The organism is Cedecea sp. Ae19-4, from assembly GCF_059801165.1.
This window is the reverse complement of the sequence record NZ_JBCHWG010000004.1, coordinates 13,232-30,984: the sequence shown is the minus strand read 5'-3', so window position 1 is coordinate 30,984 and position 17,753 is coordinate 13,232. Positions and strand designations below refer to the sequence as shown.

The following is a 17,753-nucleotide window of genomic DNA, read 5'->3' as shown; positions in this document are numbered from 1 at the left end:
TGGGGAGAGGGTTAGGGTTAGGGTTAGGGTTAGGGTTAGGGTTAGGGTTAGGGTTAGGGTTAGGGTTAGGGGAAAAGTTACAATCTCACCGGCTTAATATGCCAAATCTCGTCGGCATACTCCTGAATCGTCCTGTCTGACGAGAAATAGCCCATATTGGCAATATTGTGCATCGTGCGGATAGTCCACTCCTCCGGCTGCTGGTAAACCTCATCCACCTTGTCCTGACAGTCCACATAGCTGCGGTAATCCGCCAGCACCTGGTAGTGATCGCCAAAGTTAATCAGCGAGTCGACTAAGTCCCGATAGCGCCCCGGCTCCCCGGGGCTGAATGCCCCCGTCGCGATTTGCGTCAGCACCTGGCGCAACTCTTCATCCTTCTCGTAGTACTCCCGAGGGTTGTAGCCTTTACTGCGGAGTGTCTCCACCTCTTCTGCGGTGTTGCCGAAGATAAAGATGTTGTCCTTGCCGACGTGGTCGAGCATCTCCACGTTGGCGCCGTCCAGCGTCCCGATGGTCAACGCCCCGTTAAGCGCAAACTTCATGTTACTGGTCCCCGAAGCTTCGGTTCCCGCCAGCGAAATTTGCTCGGAGAGATCTGCCGCCGGAATAATCAACTGGGCGAGGCTGACGCTGTAGTTGGGGATAAACACCACCTTCAGCTTATCTTTAACCTGCAGGTCGTTGTTGATGACCTCCGCAACGTCGTTGATAAGATGAATAATATGCTTCGCCATGTAATAGGCCGATGCCGCTTTACCCGCGAAAATATTCACGCGTGGCACCCATTCCGCCTCAGGATCGGCCTTGATGCGGTTATAGCGTGCGATCACATGCAGGACATTCATTAGCTGGCGCTTATATTCATGAATGCGCTTAATCTGCACGTCGAATAAGGCGTCCGGGCTCACCACGACGTTTAGTTGCTGCCCAATGTACGTCGCCAGCCGTTTTTTATTCGCCAGCTTGGCCTTACGCACCGCCTGATGCACCGTCGGGTAGTCAATGTGCTGCTTCAGGTCGTTCAGTTGGCTTAAGTCCGTCCGCCAGGTCTGCCCGATATTCTCATCCAGCACTTCAGACAGCGCCGGGTTGGCAAGCGCCAGCCAGCGGCGCGGCGTGACGCCGTTCGTTTTGTTGCTAAAGCGCATCGGGAAGATACTGGCGAAGTCGGCAAACAGGGACTGCACCATCAGATTGGAGTGCAGCTCAGACACGCCGTTCACCTTATGGCTGACCACCACCGCGAGCCAGGCCATCCGCACTCGCCTGCCGTTGGATTCGTCGATGATCGATGCCCTGCCCAGCAGCCCCGTGTCGTTCGGGTACTGCTCCTGCAGGGTTTTCAGGAAGTAGTCGTTAATCTCAAAGATGATCTGCAGATGGCGCGGCAGGATCTTGCCGAGCATGTCCACCGGCCAGGTTTCCAGGGCTTCGCTCATCAGCGTGTGGTTGGTGTACGAGAAGACCTGGCAGGTCACTTCGAACGCTTCCTCCCATTCAAACTTATGCTCGTCAATCAGCAGCCGCATCAACTCCGGAATCGACAGCACCGGGTGAGTGTCATTCAGGTGAATCGCAATTTTATCCGCAAGGTTGGCGTAGGTTTTATGCAGCTGATAATGGCGGCTCAGAATGTCCTGCATGGTCGCCGAAACCAGGAAATACTCCTGGCGCAGGCGAAGCTCACGCCCGGAATAGGTCGAGTCATCGGGATAAAGCACGCGGGACACGTTTTCAGAGTGGTTTTTGTCTTCCACCGCCGCGAAATAATCACCCTGGTTAAACTTACCGAGGTTGATCTCGCTGCTCGCCTGAGCGTTCCACAGCCGCAGCGTGTTGGTCGCGTCGGTGTCGTAGCCCGGAATAATCTGGTCATAGGCAACCGCGAGGATCTCTTCGGTTTCGACCCAACGAGACTTTTTCCCTTCCTGCTGAATACGCCCGCCGAAACGCACCTTGTAGCGCGTATTGTGGCGTTTAAACTCCCAAGGGTTGCCGTACTCAAGCCAGTAGTCCGGCGACTCTTTCTGGCGGCCATCAACGATGTTCTGCTTGAACATCCCGTAGTCGTAACGAATGCCGTAGCCACGCCCAGGCAGCCCCAGGGTCGCCAGCGAATCGAGGAAACAGGCGGCGAGACGCCCCAAACCGCCGTTGCCCAGGCCGGGGTCGTTCTCCTCGTCAATCAACTCTTCGAGGTCGAGGCCCATCTCTTCGAGGGCATTTTTCACATCTTCATAGATGCCGAGGGAAAGCAGCGCGTTCGACAGCGTGCGTCCGATCAGAAACTCCATCGACAGGTAGTAAACCTGGCGAACTTCCTGGGAAAGCTGGGCGCGGTTGGAACGCAGCCAGCGCTCCACCAGCCTGTCGCGCACGGCAAACAGCGTCGCGTTAAGCCACTCGTGTTTATTGGCGATGGCAGGGTCTTTCCCCACCGTAAACATCAGCTTATAGGCAATCGAGTGTTTAAGCGCCTCGACGCTCAGCGTGGGTGATGCATAGGAAAAGGGTGCATTCATATCAGTGATTCCTGGTGTATGGGTAATTACATCAAGCGTTGATAAAGGTCGCGGTATGACTGCGCCGCTACCTGCCAGCTAAAATCCATATTCATTGCCTGCCGCTGCACAAAACGCCACAGCGACGGGCGGGACCACAGCACGAAAGCACGCCGGATCGCGCGAAGCAGCGACCAGGCATTACTGTCTTCAAACACAAAACCGGTCGCCACACCGTCAGCCAGATTCTCGAGAGAAGTATCAGACACGGTGTCAGCCAGGCCACCGGTTCGCCGCACCAGCGGCAAGGTGCCATATTTCAGACCGTAGAGCTGCGTTAAGCCGCAGGGCTCAAAGCGGCTCGGGACTAAAATCACGTCGGCACCGCCCATGATGCGGTGGGAAAATGCCTCGTGATAGCCAATCTGGACGCCGACCTGGCCGGGATGCTCGGCCGCCGCCGCCAGGAACCCTTCCTGCAGCACGGAATCCCCGGCCCCCAGCAGCGCCAGCTGCCCGCCCTGCTCCAGCAACCCCGGCAATGCCTCAAGCACCAGATCCAGCCCTTTTTGGTTGGTTAACCGACTGACCACCGCGAACAGCGGGACTTTGTCGTTCACCTTCAGCCCCATCGCTACCTGCAACTGGCGTTTGTTTTCCGCTTTCTCCTCCAGCGAATCGCGGTTATACCGCGAGGCCAGCAGCAGGTCGCTTTCCGGGTTCCAGATCTTGTCGTCCACGCCGTTTAAAATGCCCGACAGGCGCCCTTCACGCTGGCGCTGGCGCAGCAGCCCTTCCATGCCATAGGCAAAATGCGGGTCGGTAATCTCCCGAGCATAGGTTGGGCTGACGGCGGTAATATGGTCGGCATAGTAAAGCCCGGCCTTCAGGTACGAAATCTGGCCGTGGAATTCCAGCCCGTTCATGTCGTAGACCCACCACGGCAAATCAATTTCACTTAAGTGATGAGCATAGAACATTCCCTGATAGGCGAGGTTATGGACGGTAAATACCGACCTGGCTGGCCGCCCGCGAACCTCGAGATAGGCCGGCGTCAGCCCGGCGTGCCAGTCGTGGGCATGCACCACATCAGGATGCCAGAAAGGATCCAGGCCGCAGGCCATTTCCGCCCCAACCCAGCCAAGCAGCGCAAAGCGCAGTACGTTGTCCTGGTAAGCAAACTGGTTCGTGTCGTGGTATGGGCTGCCCGGGCGTTCATAAAGATGGGGGGCATCAATCAGATAAATACCTACGCCGTTGTAGTGGCCGTAGAGCAGACGCATTGGGCCTGCGAACGTCTGTCGGTGGGCAACCACCTGAATATCTTCGATTCCTCGCCGCACATCAGGAAAGGCGGGCAGCAGGACGCGCGTATCAACGCCGCCGGCAATTTGTGCCGCAGGCAAAGCGCCCAGCACATCCGCAAGGCCGCCCGTTTTCAGCAAAGGAAACATCTCGGAACAGACATGTAAGACCTGCATTATCGCTCCCATATGGAAAGTCGCGGCGCTGTGTCTTAATCATCAGGCAACGCCGAACGATAAAATAACCGCGCACGGCATCACCGTGCGCAGGCCAATCTTCTACGCGTTTCAGCCCTGCAGCTTCGCCAGCATCTCACGCGTGACCAGTACAATGCCCTCTTCAGAGCGATAAAAACGGCGCGCATCCTCTTCGGCATTTTCGCCAACCACCATGCCTTCAGGGATCACGCAGGCGCGGTCGATAATGCAGCGGCGTAATCGGCAGGAGCGCCCGACAATAACGTCCGGCAGCAGGACGGATGAATCGATGTTGCAGAACGAGTTGATACGCACGCGAGGAAACAGCACCGACTGCACAACGACTGAACCAGAAATAATGCAGCCGCCGGACACCAGCGAGTTCAGCGTCATGCCGTGACTGCCGGAGCGATCCTGAACGAATTTAGCGGGCGGCAGCGGCTCCATATGGGTGCGGATCGGCCAGGCCTGGTCATACATATCCAGTTCCGGCATCACCGAGGCCAGGTCAAGGTTGGCTTTCCAGTAGGCTTCCAGCGTGCCTACATCGCGCCAGTAAGGCTCGGCGTTAGGGTCGGACTGTACGCAGGAGAGCGGGAACGGGTGGGCGTAAGCTTCTCCCGCGCGAGTGATTTTCGGGATAATGTCTTTGCCAAAATCGTGGCTGGAGTTTTCATCCCGGTCATCTTCTTCCAGCAGCTTAAACAGGTAATCCGCATCAAAAACGTAAATGCCCATGCTGGCCAGAGACTTACTGCTGTCGTTGGGCATCGTCGGCGGGTTTTCCGGCTTCTCCACGAAATCGATAATTTTTTCGTCCGCATCCACCGCCATAACGCCAAACGCTGATGCTTCATGTACCGGCACCGGCATGCAGGCCACGGTGCAGCGTGCGCCCTTTTCGACGTGATCGATCAGCATGCGCGAGTAGTCCTGCTTGTAGATGTGGTCCCCGGCCAGGATGACCACATATTCGGCGTCGTAACGTCGAATAATGTCGAGGTTCTGGGTCACGGCGTCCGCCGTGCCGCGATACCAGTTTTCACCGTGTACGCGCTGCTGGGCGGGCAGCAAATCCACAAACTCGTTCATCTCTTCGCTGAAAAAAGACCAGCCGCGCTGAATATGCTGCACCAGGGTGTGCGATTGATATTGAGTAATCACCCCAATGCGGCGAATGCCGGAGTTAATGCAGTTGGATAGCGCAAAATCAATAATGCGGAACTTGCCGCCAAAGTGAACAGCAGGCTTGGCGCGGGTCGACGTGAGATCCTTCAGTCGAGTCCCGCGGCCACCGGCCAGAATTAACGCAACGGATTTGATGGGCAGCTGGCGGGCCAACATCAGCGGATCGTTTTTCTCAAACCTAACCATGACGAACTCCTTTTTCATGACTTGTGGAACACGCAAACTCCGTGCGCGGGACCATGCCATACAACCATCACGACCGGGTTGTCCTCTCCGGCAAACGGAGGAACAGCGTGCCATTCCCCCTCAGGTAGAACGATGTCCGCAACTTCTTCGGTCGCGTTAATTGCGATAAGCCAGCGGTCGGACAGCTGGATTTGCAGGCGATGTACGCCGTTTTGCCACTCATCGACGTTCAGGGGCTGTGCGTCTTTATTCAGCCAACGGACGTTGCCATCACCCTCTTCCCACCAGCGGTTGGCGGTCAGCGCCGGGATCGCCTGTCGAAGTTGGAGGAGCGCCGCCGTAAAGGCAGTCAGGCCGTCATTGCCCTCAGCCCAGTCAAGCCAGGTCAGCACGTTGTCCTGGCAGTAGGCATTGTTGTTGCCGTGCTGGCTGTGGCCGTGTTCATCCCCGGCAAGCAGCATCGGTGTGCCCTGCGAGAGCAGCAGCGTGGTGAGCAGGGCATGCACGCTGTCGCGCCGCCGTTCCTTGGTAATCAAGCTGGCTTCAAGCCCTTCAAACCCATAGTTGTTACTAAAATTGCTGTTGGTGCCGTCGCGGTTATCTTCGCCGTTGGCTTCGTTATGCTTCTGGTTAAAACTTACGCAATCCCGCAGCGTAAAACCATCATGGGCGGTGATTAAATTAATGCTGGTGGAAGGCAGCCTTTCGCCGTGGCGATAAACGTCGCTCGAGCCAGCAAAGCGGCAGGCGAAGCCGCCCAAAGAGAGATCCTGCTGGAGCCAGAAGCGGCGCATCCCGTCCCTGAAATGATCGTTCCATTCGGCAAACAGCGGAGGGAAATTACCGACCTGATAACCACCCTGGCCGATGTCCCAGGGCTCCGCAATCAGCTTCACCTGCGACAGGTGAGGATCGTTTTTGATTGCCTCAAACAGCGGGGCGTCCTGCCGAAATTCGGGCGTGCGCCCCATTACCGAAGCCAAATCGAACCGGAAACCGTCCACGTGAAAACTGTCCACCCAGTAGCGCAGGCAGTCGATCATCAGGGCAACCACGCCCGGCGTGCTGAGATTCAGGGTGTTCCCGCAGCCGGTCCAGTTCTGGTAATCGCCATTGTCCATTAACCAATAATAGCTACGGTTGTCGATTCCGCTCAGCGACAGCGTTGGGCCGTCCTTGTCCAGCTCCGCGCTGTGGTTCAACACAATGTCGAGGATCACTTCTATACCGGCCTGATGCAGCGCTTTGATGGCGCCACGCAGCTCGTTGGCAGCGTTGTGGGGGTTCTGGTCTATCGCGTAGTAGCTTTCAACGGCATAAAAAGCGCGAGGGTTGTAACCCCAATAGTTACTCAGCCCAAGCTGGGAAATGCGTGGCTCGGTAACAAAATGCGCCACGGGCAGCAGCTCAAGCGCCGTGATGCCCAGGCGCTTGAAGTAGTCGATGATCACCGGATGCCCCAGCGCCGCATAAGTCCCACGCAGCTCTTCCGGGATGCCGGGGTGGAGCAACGTCAGCCCGCGAACATGGGCTTCATAGATAACCGTGTTGCCCCACGGCGTCCGGAGCGGCCGGTCGTCTTCCCAGTCAAATTTTTCTCTGACCACCACGCACTTCGCCATGTGCGGGGCGCTGTCTTCAAGGTTGGGCTCATCGTAGCCGCAGTGAAAATGCGGGTGATCTTCTGCCCCGCCGACGACCACGCGAGCACAAGGATCGAGCAGCAGCTTCGCCGGGTTGAAACGGTGGCCCTGTTCAGGTGCCCACGGGCCATGAACCCGGTAGCCGTACAGCTGCCCCGGCTTGCCATCCGGCAAATAGCCATGCCAGATATCCCCGGAGCGCGCAGGCATGTCGTAGCGGCGCTCGTGGCCATGCTCGTCGAACAAGCACAGCTCGACCTTTTCCGCATGCACGGAATAGAGCGTGAAGTTAACGCCTTTGCCGTCGAAATACGCCCCAAAGGGAGCCGAATTGCCTTGGGTAAGCTGCGTCATGCGTCCCCCTCGCGGATCAACCAGAGCGTGGACAGCGGCGGTAGCGTAATACACAGCGAATGGTCGCGACCGTGGCTCGGCACCGCCTCGCTACGCACCGTGCCGCTGTTACCGGCGTTGCTGCCGTGATAGTGCATGGAGTCGGTATTCAGCTCTTCGCGCCAGCGCCCTCGCTGGTTGATGCCGAAGCGATAGTGGTAACGCGGCACCGGCGTAAAGTTGCTGGCGACAATCACTTCATTGCCCTCGGCATCACGCCGCACGAAAATAAAGACTGAATTGGCCTTATCTTCCACCACCAGCCATTCAAAGCCGTAGCCGTCAAAATCCAGCTGATGCAAGGCCGCATGACGCCGATAGGTATGATTCAGGTCGCGTACGAGGCGCTGCACGCCATGGTGCCAGTTGTCACCGCCCTGCAGCAGGTGCCAGTCGAGGCTGCTGTCGTGGTTCCACTCTCGCCCCTGGGCAAATTCGTTGCCCATAAACAGCAGCTTTTTGCCTGGAAATGCCCACATCCAGCCGTAGTAGGCGCGAAGATTGGCAAACTTCTGCCAGGCATCCCCCGGCATACGATCAAGAATGGATTTTTTGCCGTGCACGACTTCATCGTGAGACAGCGGCAGCACAAAGTTTTCGGTGCCGTTATACAGCATGCCGAAGGTCATTTTGTCGTGATGGTACTGGCGGTAAACCGGGTCAAGCTTCATGTAATCGAGCGTGTCGTGCATCCAGCCCAGGTTCCACTTAAACCAGAACCCCAGGCCGCCCATACCTGGTGGGCGAGAGACACCGGCAAAATCGGTGGACTCTTCTGCCATAGTCACCGCCCCCGGGGTTTGCTCGCCGATGATGCGGTTAGTGCTACGCAAAAACGCAATCGCTTCCAGGTTCTCACGCCCGCCGTGCTCATTCGGCACCCATTGGCCGCTTTCCCGGCTATAGTCGCGATAAATCATCGACGCCACGGCATCCACACGCAGGCCGTCAATGCCAAACCGCTCAATCCAGTAGAGCGCGTTGCCCACCAGATAGTTGCTGACTTCCCGGCGGCCATAGTTGTAAATCAGCGTGTTCCAGTCCTGGTGGTAGCCCTCTTGCGGATTGCCGTGCTCATACAGCGCGGTGCCGTCGAACTTCGCCAGCCCGGCGTCATCCGTCGGGAAATGGCCCGGTACCCAGTCCAGCAGAACATTAAGCCCGGCTTCGTGGGCGGTTCTGATGAAATAGAGGAAGTCGTCGCGAGTACCGAAACGACGCGTCGGCGCGTAAAGCCCCTGCGGTTGATAGCCCCAGCTGCCGTCAAACGGATGCTCGTTAACCGGCAGCAGTTCAAGATGGGTAAAGCCCATCTCTTTGACATAGGGAATGAGCTGATCCGCCAGTTCGCGGTAGCTGAGCCAGAAATTATTGTCGGTGTGGCGACGCCAGGAGCCGAGATGCACCTCATAGATGGAGATGGGTTGATCAAAACCGTTAGCTTTCTGCCGCTCGGGGCTGAGCGTGGTTTTCTCCGGCAGGCCGCAAATCAGCGAGGCCGTTTCCGGGCGCATTTGCGCTTCAAAAGCATAAGGATCGGCTTTAATACGCAGCCGCCCTTCGGCGTCCAGCAATTCAAATTTATAAAGCTGGCCGTTGTGCGCCCCGGGGATAAACAGCTCCCAAATGCCGCTTTCGCGCCGCAGCCGCATCGGATGGCGGCGGCCATCCCAATAGTTAAACTGCCCCACCACGGAAACGCGACGGGCGTTGGGGGCCCACAGCAAGAAACGCGTTCCGGTCACGCCGTCCATGGTATCTGCATGCGCACCCAGCGTTTCATAAGGGCGTAAATGCGTGCCTTCTGAGAGCAGCCAGCTATCCAGCTCCTGAGTCAAAGGACCAAAACGGTAGGGATCGTCGATCAGGTTTTCCTGGCCGTGCCAGACAACGGCAAGCTGGTAGCGAAAAACATTTTTACGGCGAGGGATCAGCCCGCAGAAGAAGCCGCGGGAATCGAGGCAGTCGAGCTGGGCGACTTTACGCCCTGTTTTAGGCTCAATAACCCACACTTCGGTGGCGTCAGGCAGGAGTGCCCGAACTTCAAGCCCGGCGTCGGTTTGGTGCATTCCCAGCAGGGAAAACGGATCGGCAAAATGACCCGCAATTAGCGCATTAATCACGTCTCTTTCCGGCAGAACAGACATGGCATTTTCCTTTTTTATGTGTCACCGATGACCCGCCCTACGCCTGCGTGCGGATACGACACTTATCATTGACCCCGACGAACGGCGCGCAACTCCTGTAAGCCAGTTCGCCCAATACTCGCCAAAACGCTTGCGCGTGCTGACTTAAGCATAGCCAACGCTTTATTAACTCCTCGTGAAATTAATTAATGAATTCCGTTGTACCTTAAATTACGGGCAAAAAAAGAGGGGCCACAAAGCCCCTCAGGTAAATAAGTGTAATTATGCGAGTGACCGCAGCATTCTGCGCAGCGGTTCGGCGGCGCCCCACAGCAGCTGGTCACCGACGGTGAAGGCGGAAAGGTACTCCGGCCCCATGTTCAGCTTGCGCAGACGGCCAACCGGCGTCGACAGCGTGCCGGTTACCGCGGCAGGCGTCAGTTCACGCATGGTGATATCGCGGTCGTTTGGCACCACTTTCGCCCACGGGTTGTGCGCGGCCAGCAGCTCTTCCACGGTAGGAATAGACACGTCTTTTTTCAGCTTGATGGTGAACGCCTGGCTGTGGCAGCGCAGCGCGCCAACGCGCACGCACAGACCGTCAACCGGGATAACAGCAGAGGTCGCAAGAATTTTGTTGGTCTCGGCCTGGCCTTTCCACTCTTCACGGCTCTGGCCGTTGTCGAGCTGCTTGTCGATCCACGGGATCAGGCTCCCGGCCAGCGGCACGCCGAAGTTATCCACCGGCAGTTTGCCGCTGCGGCCAAGTTCGGTGACCTTACGTTCGATATCAAGAATAGCGGAAGCCGGATTTGCCAGTTCGGTAGAGACTTCGCCGTACAGCTGGCCCATTTGGTTCAGTAGCTCGCGCATATGACGCGCGCCGCCGCCGGATGCCGCCTGGTAAGTCGCCACGGAAACCCAGTCAACCAGGTCGTTGGCAAACAGGCCGCCGAGGGACATCAGCATCAGGCTGACGGTGCAGTTACCGCCGACGAAGGTTTTCACGCCTTTGTTCAGGCCTTCCTGAATAACGTGCTGGTTTACCGGGTCGAGGATAATAATCGCGTCATCTTTCATGCGTAGAGAAGAAGCTGCGTCGATCCAGTAACCCTGCCAGCCGCTTTCACGGAGCTTTGGATAGATTTCGTTGGTATAATCGCCGCCCTGGCAGGTCACGATGATATCCAGCGCCTTCAGCGCTTCCAGATCAAATGCGTCCTGCAGTGTACCGCCGGTGGTGCCGGCAAACGTAGGGGCTGCCTGCCCAAGCTGGGAAGTGGAGAAGAAAACCGGACGAATGGCGTCAAAATCGCGCTCTTCCACCATGCGTTGCATGAGTACAGAGCCGACCATACCGCGCCAGCCAATAAAACCAACATTTTTCATAGCGACTTAATCCTGCAGAGATGATTGCGTGTGTAAGCGCTGGCCGTGGGCCAGAACATCACTCCACCTTACAAAATGCAGCCAAAGTCGCAAGTGAAATTAATCAATGATATCCACCGAGTCAGAAACAAAGCTTATTACCAGAAACAACTTGCCAGATTTTGGGGAAAACAGATGACTGAAATCATATCCGCCGCGGTACTCCTGATCCTGATTATGGACCCGCTGGGTAACCTGCCGATCTTTATGTCGGTCCTAAAACACACGGAGCCAAAGCGCCGCCGGGCCATTATGATCCGCGAACTGCTTATTGCTCTGCTGCTGATGCTTATCTTCCTGTTTGCCGGAGAAAAAATTCTTGGCTTCCTGAATTTACGCGCTGAAACCGTGTCGATTTCAGGCGGCATCATTCTGTTCCTGATTGCCATTAAGATGATTTTCCCAGGCCAGGAAGGCAGTTCATCCGGCCTGCCTGCGGGTGAAGAACCGTTTATCGTACCGCTGGCGATTCCGCTGGTTGCTGGCCCTTCTTTGCTGGCGACGCTGATGCTGCTTTCGCACCAGTATCCAAATCAGATGGGGCATTTAGTGGCCGCGCTGATGCTGGCCTGGGGCGGTACCGTGGCAATTCTGCTGCAGTCTTCCCTGTTCCTGCGCATGTTGGGTGAGAAAGGGGTTAACGCCCTGGAGCGTCTGATGGGGCTGGTGCTGGTGATGATTTCCACCCAAATGTTCCTGGACGGCATCCGCGCCTGGATGCGTGGGTAGGACATCCCTCCCTCTGGGAGAAAGCCTGTTCAGGAGTAATAAAAAAGGCAGCCTCCGAAGAGCGCTGCCTTTTTGCTGGTCAGGATACTTTAACTCAGCAGGCTGAACGCAATCATCCCGACAATCGCCCCGGTGGTGCCGAGAATGGTTTCCATCATCGTCCAGGTTTTCAGCGTCTGCGCTTCGGTTGCGCCGGTAAACTTACCGAACAGCCAGAAGCCCGCGTCGTTCACGTGGCTCACCACAATAGAACCGCCGGCGATACAAATCGACAGAGCCGCCATTTGAGCGCCGTTATAATTCAGCTGCTCGATAACCGGCATCACCAGGCCAACCGCCGTCAGACAGGCCACGGTAGCGGAACCCTGAATGATACGCACCGCCGCCGCCAGCACGAAGCAGGTAATCGCGATAGGCAGGCCCATTCCGGTCAGCGCTTCGCCCAGTGCCGGGCCCACGCCGGAGTCAACCAGCACCTGTTTGAACACGCCACCGGCACCGATAACCAGCAGGATAATGCCCGCCGGCTGCAGCGCCTGGCCGCAAATCGCCATCACTTTTTCTTTATCCATGCCCTGACGATACGCCAGGCCATAAATAGCCACCAGGCAGGCGACCAGAATCGCAGTAAACGGATGGCCGATGAATTCGAGCCATTCGTACAGCGAAGAACCCGGCGCGGTAAAGCGAGCAGCGATAGTTTTCAGGCCAACCAGCACCAGCGGCAGCAGGATCAGCGACAGGCTGAAACCGAAGGACGGCAGCTTGCCTTCACCCAGATGCGGCTCGGAAATGTCTTCCGGAATTTCCAGCGAAACAAATTTGCTGATGAAGTTCCCGAACAGCGGCCCGGCAATAATCATGCCCGGAATCGCGGCGCACAGGCCAATCAGGATCATCCAGCCAAAGTCAGCGTGCATCTGGGAGGCCAGCAGCATTGGTGCAGGCCCCGGCAGCAGGAACGCCGCAGCGGCAGCGACGCCAGCAAACAAAGGAATCACCAGTTTCACCAGGTTCGTCCCGGTGTGGCGCGCCATTGAAAATGCCACGCTAATCAGCAGCACGATAGCCACTTCAAAGAACAGCGGCAGCGCGCAAATCAGGCCGGCCAGGCCAATCGCATAGTGCGCACGGCTGTGGCCGAAGGATTTCAGCATTTTGACGGCAATCTGATCCACCGCGCCGGTTTCATGCAGGATTTTACCGAACATGGCACCCAGAGCGACCACAATCGCCAGGAAGCCCAGCGTCCCGCCCATGCCTTTCTGCATGGTGTCGGCAATTTTGTCGAGCGGCATGCCGGAGAAAAGCCCGGCACCAATAGAAACCACCATCAAAGCCACGAAGGCGTGCATACGCGCCTTCATCACTAAAAACAGCAGGAGCAGCACGGAGCCGACCGCGGTTAAAACAAGCGTTAATGTACTCACTCTGCGCTGCCTTGGTTGATCAATGCGAGGGTGCTGGCGACGACGCCGTCCAGCGGCTGGTCGATATCGACGATCAGCACGTCTTTTTCATCCGCCTGCGGTTCTTGCAGGGTTTCGAATTGGGTCACCAGCATCTGGGTTTTAAAGAAGTGGCCTTTCCGCGCCTTCAGACGGTTTTCAATCACTTCAAAATCACCTTTCATATAGATGAAGGAGAGGTTCGGGTTACCGTCACGCAGCAGGTCACGATAGTGCTTTTTCAGCGCCGAGCAGACGATCAGCGAAACCTTGTTGGTGCGCTGCATCGCAAACGCGGCATCGTTCAACGCTTTCAGCCACGGGGTACGGTCGTCGTCGTTCAGCGGCTCGCCGGAGGCCATTTTCAGGATGTTGCTGCGGGGGTGCAGGAAGTCGCCGTCAAGAAACGCGGCGTTCAGCTGATGGGCAACTTCGCTGGCAACGGCGGATTTACCGCTGCCGGAGACGCCCATCAGGACGTAAATGTGGTGGTCGTGGTTAGTAGTGCTCATGATGGCTCCGACTCTGACACAAAGCAATGCGCCTGATTTTGTTACGGGTAACAGTTACCGATAACATTTTCCAGTCTGGCTGAGCAATAAGCAATAACCATTAGCTTGCAAAGTGTATAAGTGTGAGCTACATCAAATAAAAAAATTTGGCCTAGATCGAGCCACCAGGCGACAACGTAAAACCTAAATCCAGCATTTTCGGGGTAATGATTTCACCGCGAATACGCGCCAGCAAACGCTCTGCGCCGATACGCCCCATGCGCTCTCGCGGGGTCAGCACGCTCGCCAGACGCGGCTCCATCACCTGCCCAATATCGTGGCCGTGGAAGCCGGCAATCGCCATATCTTCCGGGATACGCAGCCCCTGGCGCTGGCATTCAAAGGCCGCACCAATCGCTAAGTCATCGTTGGTGCAGAAGATGCTGTCGAGCTGCGGATATTCGCGTTTTGCCTGGCGCAGCAGTTCAATGCCGGTGGAATAAGACGAGGAGTTTTCAATCATCACGCTGTACGGCGTCAGCCCGGCGTCGAGCATCGCCTGCTCGTAGCCTTTTTGCTTGATGAGGGTACGTTCATCGAGGCGCGCCCCCAGGTAAGCCACGTGTTTATGACCACGGGCAATAATGCTGGCCGTCATTTGACGAGCCGCCTCGAAGTTATCAAAACCTACGGCGATATCCAGGCAAGGAGAAACGCTGTCCATCAGCTCCACCACCGGAATACCGGCAACTTCAATCATTTTCAGCGTTCTGGGCGTGTGGTTGCGCTCGGTCAGGATCAGGCCGTCGATATTCCAGGACAGCATGGATTCCAGACGCTCCTGCTCCAGTTCCGGCTTATAGCCGTAGTGAGCCAGCATGGTCTGGTAACCGTGGGCATCAATGACGTTTTCAATGCCGCGCAGCACTTCGGCGAACACCTGGTTGGTCAGGGAAGGCAGCAGGACGCCAATGGCCCGGCTGGTTGAATTAGAAAGGATATCCGGCGCACGGTTCGGGATATAGCCCAGTTCATCTAACGCGGCGGCAATTTTAACCTGCAGCGCGGCAGACACCTGATCCGGGTTGCGTAAAAAACGGCTGACCGTCATTTTGGTCACCCCAACGCGATCTGCAACATCCTGTAGTACCGGTCTTTTCTTTTTCATTGTCCTGCGCGACTTGTGAGTTTCGACAGCCGAGTTTAGCACGGACAAAAGAAAACCCGCCCCTTTTTCAGGGGCAGGCTGTGACGGGTAACGTTATACTGGTGGCAGGTCGAACAGCAGGATCTCGCTCGCTTCGTTGGCGTGAACGGAAATCGCCTGTTCATCCCAGACCGCGATCGCGTCGCTGGTTTTTGCCTGCGTACCGTTAATGGACACATCGCCTTTTACGACCTGGATCCAGACGCGGCGGTCGGCCGGAATTTGATAAACCGACTGTTCGTCTTTGGCCAGCGCCCAGCGGGACAGTTCCATATCCTGGTAAACCTTCAGCGAACCGTCGCGTGCATCCGGGGAAAGCACCAGTTGGCGCCCCTGAGGCGCATCAAAACGGCGCTGATCGTAGCGCGGCGTAATCCCGGTTTTTTCTGGAATGATCCAAATCTGGTACAGGCGCAGCGGTTCGGTCTGGCTGGCGTTGTACTCAGAGTGACGGATCCCGGTCCCGGCGCTCATGATCTGGAACTCACCCGCAGGCACGCGTTCTTTGTTGCCCATGCTGTCCTGGTGCTCAACCGCGCCTTCCAGCACATAGGTCAGGATTTCCATGTCTTTGTGCGGATGGGTCCCAAAACCCTGCCCCGCATCGATCACGTCTTCGTTAATGACCCGCAGCGCCGAGAAGCCCATAAAGTTGGCGTCATAATAGTCGGCAAAAGAGAAGGTATGCCAGCTGTCCAGCCAGCCGTGGTTCGCATGGCCGCGGTCCTGTGCTTTTCTTAAGTAGATCATGGTATGTCCTCCGCAATTCGTTTGATGGGATAAGTGTGGACCCATTTCGCGGAGGATCATAGAGGGTGAAAATTGACTCCTCTGTTCAAAAAAAGTGAACGAGTTGGAGGAGTCAAAAAGTTATCAGGCAAGGCTTACTGTCGCAGGAGAAGGCTGTTCAAAACCGCGCTCGAGGATTTCCAGGTTGGTGAGAACTTCAATCTCTCTGACGTAATTAGGCTTGCCGCCGATCAGCGTGTCGTACAGCGCATCATAGACGCGGCCATAGTCGCCCACTTCCGGTTTCCACTCCTCGCGCACCGTTTCCCCGGCTTCGTTAACATACTCCAGCGTCGCTACGCTGCTGTCGGCCCCGAACCCTGGCTCACCCGGCATGATGTACGCTTTGAGGCTGGTTTCCTGCTGATCGATGCCGTACTTCACGAACGAGCCTTTGGTACCGTGCACGATAAATTTCGGGTAATCGATTTTCACCAGATGGCTGGTTTTCACGATCGCTTTCAGGTCGCCGTAGAACAGCTGGGCTTCAAAGGTATCGTCCGGATTAGCTTTGTTTCGCAGGCTGCGGATGTCATAGGCGACGTGGTCCGGGCGACCAAACAGGGAGATGATTTGGTCCATGGTGTGCACGCCCAGGCCGTAGAAAGCGCCGTCCGCCGGTTTACCAGGATTCGCAGGCGCATCCGGGCGATACATATCGAAGTGGCTTTCAATTTCCACAATCTTGCCGAGCTTACCGCTCTCGATGGCTTTTTTCATCGTCAGGAAGCAGGCGTCAAAGCGACGGTTCTGGTAAGGCGTCACGACCAGGCCCTTCTCTTTTGCCAGCACAAACAGCTCGCGCGCTTCGGCAAGCGTCGGGGTGAAAGGTTTTTCCACGAGCACGTTTTTACCCGCTTCGAGCGCTTTTTTCGCGTACTCAAAATGGCTGTCAACGTGGGTGCAAATCACCACCAGTTTGACTAACGGGTCATTGAGAATGTCATCGAGCTGGCTGGTGAAGTGAATTCCCGCGTACTGCGGCTGTTGTTCCAGTTCCGGCTTTTCGCTGCGGCGGAAGATATGGGCCACGTTGAGTTTGTCTTTACGAACCAGAACGAACGGCAGGTGATAGCGGGTGGTACTTTTACCAAAGCCGATGAAGGCACAGTGCAGAGTCATTTCATTGTCCTTTTTGATTTGAGCTGCCTGTACCTTACTGCATTTTTCACCCACGTTTTATTAAAACTGGACAAAGGTTTGCCCAGAGGAGTTGGCGCTGTAGCAAGGCGGCAAGGGAAGGTATCCCGATGAGCTTACTTCGGTAAGTGATTCGGGCAACTGAGCGCAGCCAACGCGGCTACGGGTTCAAATAAGAAAGGCAAAAAAAAAGCCAGCACCCGGCTGGCTAAAGTAATACTGGAAGCAATGTGAGCAATGTCGTGCTTTCAGGATGTCTCCGTAGGGGTCTCCCCTGAACGCATGGCAATAATAATCATTATCATTCGCACTTGTAAAGCGTTTTTTGAAAAAAATAGCGTTGACTTATTGTTCAAAGTCAATGATGTTTAAAAGGTTTTCTATAACTCATTGAGGAGAAAAGGATGAAATCAGTTGTTGTGCGTCACGCCGAACCTGGCGATGCGGAAGCTTTACAGAAAATGTATGCCCATCCGGCGCTTTACCGCGACACGCTGCAGCTACCTCATCCTCCTCTAAAAGCCTGGCTGGACCGAATTACCGACCCCAGACCGGGGAGCCGACATCTGGTGGCATGCATCGACGATGAGATTGTGGGGCAGCTAACGGTCACGGTGGAACAGTCCCCACGCCGCAGCCACGTCGCCACTTTCGGCATGGGCGTGCATTACGATCATCAGGGGAAAGGCATCGCTTCGGCTTTGCTTAAGGAAATGGTTGGCCTGTGCGATAAGTGGCTGCGCATCGAGCGCATCGAGCTGACGGTGTATACCGATAACGCGGCTGCGCTGGCGGTGTACCGCAAGTTTGGCTTCGAGGTGGAAGGCACCGGAAAGCGCTTTGCGCTGCGCGACGGCGAGTATGTGGATGCCTATTTTATGGCGCGTTTTAAGTCGGAGTGATTTTTACCCTCACCCCGCCCCTCTCCCTAAAAGGGAGAGGGGGAAAACAAGCGTGTTTCTTGCCGCCCTCTCTGTGC

General features: G+C 56.4%; 13 protein-coding genes. 2 read left to right on the top strand and 11 right to left on the bottom strand.

The window, feature by feature from the left end:
* Positions 1-77 precede the first annotated feature (77 nt).
* The 6 genes from glgP to asd form a co-directional block, all read right to left on the bottom strand.
* The gene (gene glgP, locus AAIE02_RS21195; protein WP_008457899.1) at positions 78-2,525 is read right to left on the bottom strand and encodes a glycogen phosphorylase; all 2,448 of its coding nucleotides are present in this window, start codon (positions 2,523-2,525) and stop codon (positions 78-80) included.
* A gap of 26 nt (positions 2,526-2,551) precedes the next feature.
* Positions 2,552-3,985, bottom strand: a complete 1,434-nt coding sequence (gene glgA, locus AAIE02_RS21190; protein WP_008457900.1) for a glycogen synthase GlgA — start codon at positions 3,983-3,985, stop codon at positions 2,552-2,554.
* A 111-nt stretch (positions 3,986-4,096) separates the two neighbouring features.
* The gene (glgC, locus tag AAIE02_RS21185) at positions 4,097-5,380 is read right to left on the bottom strand and encodes a glucose-1-phosphate adenylyltransferase (RefSeq protein ID WP_008457902.1); all 1,284 of its coding nucleotides are present in this window, start codon (positions 5,378-5,380) and stop codon (positions 4,097-4,099) included.
* A gap of 14 nt (positions 5,381-5,394) precedes the next feature.
* The gene (gene glgX, locus AAIE02_RS21180) at positions 5,395-7,377 is read right to left on the bottom strand and encodes a glycogen debranching protein GlgX (protein ID WP_498533213.1); all 1,983 of its coding nucleotides are present in this window, start codon (positions 7,375-7,377) and stop codon (positions 5,395-5,397) included.
* On the bottom strand, positions 7,374-9,563 hold the full coding sequence (gene glgB / locus AAIE02_RS21175; RefSeq protein ID WP_336983103.1) for a 1,4-alpha-glucan branching enzyme: 2,190 nt from the start codon (positions 9,561-9,563) through the stop codon (positions 7,374-7,376). The genes glgX and glgB overlap by 4 nt, the downstream gene beginning before the upstream one ends.
* Before the next feature lie 261 nt (positions 9,564-9,824).
* Positions 9,825-10,931, bottom strand: coding sequence for an aspartate-semialdehyde dehydrogenase (asd, locus tag AAIE02_RS21170; protein WP_166867984.1), 1,107 nt, complete (start codon positions 10,929-10,931; stop codon positions 9,825-9,827).
* A gap of 174 nt (positions 10,932-11,105) precedes the next feature.
* Here asd and AAIE02_RS21165 point away from each other — a divergent pair, with 174 nt between their 5' ends.
* Complete coding sequence (locus AAIE02_RS21165; RefSeq protein WP_498533212.1) at positions 11,106-11,699, top strand: YhgN family NAAT transporter; 594 nt, start codon at positions 11,106-11,108, stop codon at positions 11,697-11,699.
* Between the two features lie 89 nt (positions 11,700-11,788).
* On the opposite strand, the gene gntU is transcribed toward AAIE02_RS21165, so the two are convergent.
* From gntU to AAIE02_RS21140, 5 genes are all read right to left on the bottom strand, one after another.
* On the bottom strand, positions 11,789-13,129 hold the full coding sequence (gene gntU / locus AAIE02_RS21160; RefSeq protein ID WP_008457911.1) for a gluconate transporter: 1,341 nt from the start codon (positions 13,127-13,129) through the stop codon (positions 11,789-11,791).
* Positions 13,126-13,659: a gluconokinase gene (gene gntK / locus AAIE02_RS21155; protein ID WP_008457913.1), complete on the bottom strand. Its 534-nt coding sequence runs from the start codon at positions 13,657-13,659 to the stop codon at positions 13,126-13,128. Before gntK ends, gntU begins: the two co-directional genes overlap by 4 nt.
* A gap of 151 nt (positions 13,660-13,810) precedes the next feature.
* A complete protein-coding gene (gene gntR / locus AAIE02_RS21150) occupies positions 13,811-14,806 on the bottom strand; it encodes a gluconate operon transcriptional repressor GntR (protein ID WP_008457915.1) in 996 nt (331 codons plus the stop codon).
* A 93-nt stretch (positions 14,807-14,899) separates the two neighbouring features.
* Positions 14,900-15,595 (bottom strand): pirin family protein, encoded by a 696-nt coding sequence (locus AAIE02_RS21145; protein WP_166867980.1) that lies wholly within the window; start codon positions 15,593-15,595, stop codon positions 14,900-14,902.
* A 123-nt stretch (positions 15,596-15,718) separates the two neighbouring features.
* Complete coding sequence (locus AAIE02_RS21140) at positions 15,719-16,756, bottom strand: oxidoreductase (RefSeq protein ID WP_498533211.1); 1,038 nt, start codon at positions 16,754-16,756, stop codon at positions 15,719-15,721.
* 422 nt (positions 16,757-17,178) lie between these two features.
* Between AAIE02_RS21140 and AAIE02_RS21135 the strand changes: the two genes are divergently transcribed.
* Positions 17,179-17,676, top strand: a complete 498-nt coding sequence (locus tag AAIE02_RS21135; protein ID WP_498533210.1) for a GNAT family N-acetyltransferase — start codon at positions 17,179-17,181, stop codon at positions 17,674-17,676.
* Positions 17,677-17,753 lie beyond the last annotated feature (77 nt).